5 protein-coding genes are annotated in these 5,577 nt (G+C 74.8%); all 5 read left to right on the top strand.

Going from position 1 to position 5,577, the window contains the following annotated elements; genetic code table 11:
* Positions 1-231: hypothetical protein (locus ICW40_RS18780; RefSeq protein WP_221655519.1), on the top strand; the 231-nt coding region annotated here is incomplete at its 5' end.
* Between the two features lie 83 nt (positions 232-314).
* Complete coding sequence (locus tag ICW40_RS18775; RefSeq protein WP_221655518.1) at positions 315-929, top strand: single-stranded DNA-binding protein; 615 nt, start codon at positions 315-317, stop codon at positions 927-929.
* Positions 930-1,064: 135 nt separating this feature from the next.
* On the top strand, positions 1,065-2,747 hold the full coding sequence (ettA, locus tag ICW40_RS18770; protein WP_221655517.1) for an energy-dependent translational throttle protein EttA: 1,683 nt from the start codon (positions 1,065-1,067) through the stop codon (positions 2,745-2,747).
* A 120-nt stretch (positions 2,748-2,867) separates the two neighbouring features.
* Positions 2,868-4,685 carry a dynamin family protein gene (locus ICW40_RS18765; RefSeq protein WP_308121910.1) on the top strand — a complete coding sequence of 606 codons (1,818 nt, stop codon included), beginning with the start codon at positions 2,868-2,870 and terminating at the stop codon, positions 4,683-4,685.
* The coding region (locus tag ICW40_RS18760) for a GTPase (RefSeq protein ID WP_308121909.1) at positions 4,673-5,577 on the top strand (905 nt) is incomplete at its 3' end. The genes ICW40_RS18765 and ICW40_RS18760, both read left to right, overlap by 13 nt.

Raw genomic sequence — 5,577 nt, 5'->3', positions numbered from 1 at the left:
CGCCTGCGCCGTGCCGCCGGCCGGAGGGCTGCCGGACGCGCACGGGAGGCGGCGCTCGACGCGTTGCGCCGCGTGGTCGACGAGCTCCTCGTGGCGCCCGTCGCGGAGGTCCTGGACGAGCACCGGCGCGTGCGCGAGGTGGCCGCGGCACGCACGCTGCCGGCCGTCCGCGGCGGCGCCGCCGAGGGGTCGTCCACAGGGGAGCCCGCGGCGGCGTCGTCCACAGCCTGAGCGGTCCCTGCGCCCGTCCGGCCGCGGGGTGCAGGAGCGTCCTGCCACCGCCGGACCTCCCGGCGGCTGGACAGGAGGACGCGATGAACGCCCAAGGGCTCTCGGTGACCGTGGTGGGCTGGGTGGCGACGCCGCCCAAGGAGATCGTCGGTGGCGGCGTGCCGTACACCAGCTTCCGGATCGCGACGACGCCGCGCCGCTTCGACAGCCGCGTGGGCGGCTGGACGGACGGCCGGACCGAGTGGATCACCGTCAAGGCGTTCCGCGACGTCGCCTTCAACGTCGCGGCGTCGGTCCGCAAGGGCGACCCGATGATCGTGCACGGCCGGCTGCACACGGAGGAGTGGACGGGGGAGAACGGTCCGCGGACGAGCCTCGTTCTCGAGGCGTCCGCCCTCGGGCACGACCTGACGCGGGGCCGCACGGTGTTCGGCCGCACCGTGCGGGTCAGCGGCTCGGACGCGGAGCCGACGGGCGGCGAGGGGGACGCGCGCGCGGCGGCCGCTCAGGCGCTCTCGACGCCCGACCCGTGGGCCACGGACGGTGCCGGGGCGGGCCTCGACGTCGCCGACGACCCCGACGACCCCGACCACGGGGACGCGGACGACGACGTCGACGCGGACGGCGACGCCGAGGGTGACCTCGACGAGGAGGGGGCCCAGGCGTATGAGGCCGGCTCGGCCGTGCTGACGCCGTAGGCTGGGGGGTGGTCCGGCGAGCACGTGCGCCCGGGCGCGACGGCGCGAGCGCCGTCCCGACCCCCACGGGGCACCAGCCCCCGCGAGAGACGCCGCCGGACCCCGAGACCCACTCGACACCGAGGAGCAGACTGCGTGGCTGAGTTCATCTACACCATGTACAAGGCGCGCAAGGCGCACGGCGACAAACTCATCCTCGACGACGTCACGATGAGCTTCTACCCGGGCGCGAAGATCGGTGTCGTCGGCCCCAACGGCGCGGGGAAGTCGACGATCCTCAAGATCATGGCCGGCCTCGAGCAGCCGTCCAACGGCGAGGCCCGTCTGTCGCCCGGGTACACGGTCGGCATCCTGCTCCAGGAGCCGCCGCTCAACGAGTCCAAGACGGTGCTGGGCAACGTCGAGGAGGGCGTGGCCGAGATCAAGGGCAAGCTCGACCGGTTCAACGAGATCTCCGAGGAGATGGCGAACCCGGACGCGGACTACGACGCGCTCCTCGAGGAGATGGGCAAGCTCCAGGAGGCGATCGACGCCGCGAACGCGTGGGACCTGGACTCCCAGCTCGAGCAGGCGATGGACGCGCTGCGCTGCCCGCCGCCGGACGCCGACGTGTCGGTGCTCTCCGGCGGCGAGCGGCGTCGCGTCGCGCTGTGCAAGCTCCTCCTCGAGAAGCCGGACCTGCTCCTCCTCGACGAGCCCACCAACCACCTCGACGCCGAGAGCGTGCTCTGGCTCGAGCAGCACCTGTCGCAGTACGAGGGCGCCGTCCTCGCCGTGACCCACGACCGGTACTTCCTCGACCACGTGGCCGAGTGGATCGCCGAGGTCGACCGCGGGCGCCTGTACCCCTACGAGGGCAACTACTCGACGTACCTCGAGAAGAAGCAGGCGCGCCTCGAGGTGCAGGGCAAGAAGGACGCCAAGCTCGCCAAGCGCCTCAAGGACGAGCTCGAGTGGGTGCGCTCGTCGGCCAAGGGCCGCCAGACCAAGTCCAAGGCACGCCTGGCGCGGTACGAGGAGATGGCGGCCGAGGCGGACCGCACGCGGAAGCTGGACTTCGAGGAGATCCAGATCCCGCCGGGCCCGCGGCTCGGCAGCGTCGTCATCGAGGCGAAGGACCTGCGCAAGGGGTTCGACGACCGCGTCCTCATCGACGGCCTGTCGTTCTCGCTGCCGCGCAACGGCATCGTCGGCGTGATCGGCCCGAACGGCGTCGGCAAGACGACGCTCTTCAAGACGATCGTGGGCCTCGAGCCGCTCGACGACGGCGACCTGCGCGTCGGTGAGACGGTCAAGCTGTCCTACGTCGACCAGTCGCGCGGTGGCATCGACCCGAAGAAGACGCTGTGGGAGGTCGTCTCGGGCGGGCTCGACTTCATCAAGGTCGGGAACGTCGAGATGCCGTCGCGCGCCTACGTCGCCGCCTTTGGCTTCAAGGGTCCGGACCAGCAGAAGCCCGCGGGCGTGCTGTCGGGCGGTGAGCGCAACCGCCTCAACCTCGCGCTCACCCTCCAGCAGGGCGGCAACGTGCTGCTGCTCGACGAGCCCACCAACGACCTCGACGTCGAGACCCTCGGCTCGCTCGAGAACGCGCTGCTCGAGTTCCCGGGCTGCGCGGTCGTGGTGTCCCACGACCGGTGGTTCCTCGACCGGGTCGCGACGCACATCCTGGCGTACGAGGGCACGGAGGAGGACCCGTCCCGCTGGTACTGGTTCGAGGGCAACTTCGAGGCGTACGAGGCGAACAAGGTCGAGCGGCTCGGCGCCGACGCGGCCCGTCCGCACCGGGTCACGTACCGCAAGCTCACGCGGGACTGACCCCCGCCTCGCACGAAGGGCCCCGGCGATCCGCCGGGGCCCTTCGTCGTCCCGCTGTCGTGCGCGGGCATGATCGCCTCCGCTGCGGGAGACTGGCCGCACGCGGACGAAGGAGAGCTGGTGAGCTGGGACGACGACGGTGCCGCGCGCCTCGCGGCCGGGCTGACCGCCCTGCGGGCCGCCGTCGCGGAGCTCCGCCTGCCGCTCGAGCTGCCCGGGGCGGCGCAGGACCGCCGCGCGGTGGCCGGGATGGTCGACCACCTCGACAACTACCTCGTGCCGCGCGTGCGCCAGCTCGGGGCGCCGTTGCTCGCGGTCGTGGGCGGCTCGACGGGGGCCGGCAAGTCGACGCTCGTCAACAGCCTCGTGGGCGCCGAGGTCACGCCGTCGGGCGTGCTGCGGCCGACCACCCGTTCGCCCGTGCTGGTGCACCACCCGGACGACTCGGCGTGGTTCACGACGGACCGCGTACTGCCGCGTCTGCCCCGCGTCACCGGTCCCGACGCGGAGGGCCGCGCGCTGCGGCTCGCGCCCGACACGTCCGTGCCGCGCGGGATCGCGCTCCTCGACGCGCCCGACATCGACTCCGTCGTCGTCGAGAACCGCGAGCTCGGCGAGGAGCTGCTCGGCGCGGCGGACCTGTGGGTCTTCGTGACGACCGCCGCCCGGTACGCGGACGCCGTGCCGTGGGACCTGCTCGCCGCTGCCGCCCGCCGCAGGGCCGTCGTCGCGATGGTGCTCAACCGCGTCGACCCGGGTGCCGAGGACGCGGTGCGCGGCCACCTCGGCTCCATGCTCGCCGAGCAGGGGCTCAGCGACGCCCGGCTGTTCACGGTGCCCGAGTCGAGGCTCGTCGACGGGCTGCTGCCGCCGGCCGCGACGGTCGAGCTCTCGGGCTGGCTGCGGCGCGTCGCGGGCGACGCGGCGGCGCGTCAGGACGTCGTGCGCCGCACCGTCCAGGGCGCGGTGGACGACGTCGTCGTGCAGGCACCGGCGCTCGCCGCCGCGGCGGAGGCACAGGTGGAGCACGTCCGGCGCCTGCGCGAGATCGCGCGCGCCGCCTACCGCGACGCGGCGCGCACGGTCGAGACGGCGACCCAGGACGGGACGATGCTGCGCGGGGAGGTGCTCGCGCGCTGGCAGGAGTTCGTCGGCACCGGCGAGCTGTTCCGCGCGATCGAGAGCACGGTCAGCACGTGGCGCGACCGCGCGAGCGCGTTCCTGCGCGGCCGCCCGGCGCCCGAACCCGTCGCCGAGGCGATCGGCCACGGCCTCGTCGACCTCGTCCACGACGCCGCGGACCGCGCCGCGGACCAGACCTACGCGAGCTGGCGCGCCGACCCGGCGGGCGGCCGCCTGGTCGACGGGCTCCGCCTCAGCCGGTCGTCCGCGGACCTGCGTCAGCGGATCAGCGCGGAGGTGCGCGCCTGGCAGGCGGGCGTCATGGACCTCGTCTCGACCGAGGGCGCGGACAAGCGGATGACGGCGCGCGTCCTGTCCTTCGGCGTCAACGGGCTCGGCGCCGCGCTCATGGTCGCGATCTTCGCGTCGACCGGCGGGCTCACCACCGCCGAGGTCGGCGTCGCGGGTGGCACGGCGGTCCTCGCGCAGCGGCTCCTGGAGGCCGTGTTCGGCGACGACGCGGTCCGACGGCTCACGCAGACGGCCCAGGAGGACCTCGCGGCGCGCATGAGGCGGCTCCTCGACGACGAGGCGTACCGCTTCACGACCGGGCTCGACGCCCTCGACCTGAGCCCGCGGGCGGGCGAGGCCGTCCGGCTCGCGGCGCAGCAGGTCGCGCTCGCGGCACCCGGCGGGGGTCCCGAGCCGGAACCGCCCCCTGCGGTCGACCCGGCAGCCTCCCGGCCGACCGACGACGAGCCGGGCCCCGACGAGGGCGGCCTGCGCGGATGGTGGCGGCGGCTGTGGCAGGTGTGAGCGTCGCCGAGCGCCTCGACGCGCTCGCCGAGGCGGTGGGCGCCGGCCGCGAGGTGCTGGACGACGGCCTCGTCGCGGACGCCCAGGCGCTCGAGGAGCGCGCAGGCCGGCGGCTGCGCCTGTCCGCGGACCACACCGTCGCCGCCCTCGCGGGGGCGACGGGCTCGGGCAAGTCGTCGCTGCTCAACGCGCTCGCGGGCGAGCCGCTCGCGGAGGTCGACGTGCTCCGGCCGACGACGTCCGAGGCGCTCGCCGTCGTCCGCGGTCAGGAGGGCTCCGCGCCGCTGCTGGACTGGCTCGGCGTGCGGCGCCGGCACCAGCTCGCCGGGCCGGACGGTGGTGGTGCCGACACCGACGCCTCGGTCACGCGCGGCGTGCGCGGCGGTCGCACGCCCGGCGGCCTGATCCTGCTCGACCTGCCGGACCACGACTCGGTCCGCACCGAGCACCGCCTCGAGGCGGAGCGCCTGGTCGCGCTCGTCGACCTCATGGTGTGGGTGCTCGACCCGCAGAAGTACGCCGACGCCGTCGTGCACGAGCGCTACCTGCGCGGGCTCACCGAGCACCGCGACGTCATGCTCGTGGTCCTCAACCAGGTCGACCGGCTCACCGAGGCCGAGCGGCGCGCGTGCCACGCGGACCTCCAGCGGCTGCTCGCGGAGGACGGCCTCGCGGGTGTGCGCGTCCTGGACGTGTCCGCGCGCACGGGCGAGGGCGTCGACGGCCTGCGGACCGCGCTCGACGACGCCGCGGCACGCCGCCTCGCGGCGCAGGCCCGAGTCGAGGCGGACGTCGCCCGGCTCGCACGCCAGGTGCTCGAGGCGTGCGGCGACGCACGGCGGGGCAGCGCCCGCGGCGCGTCGGCCCCGTCGACGACCGAGCTGGTCGACGC

The organism is Actinotalea ferrariae, assembly GCF_019733465.1.
Classification (GTDB): domain Bacteria; phylum Actinomycetota; class Actinomycetes; order Actinomycetales; family Cellulomonadaceae; genus Actinotalea; species Actinotalea ferrariae_A.
Note: the sequence above shows the minus strand (reverse complement) of the source record. Positions and strands in the feature narration are given on the sequence as shown.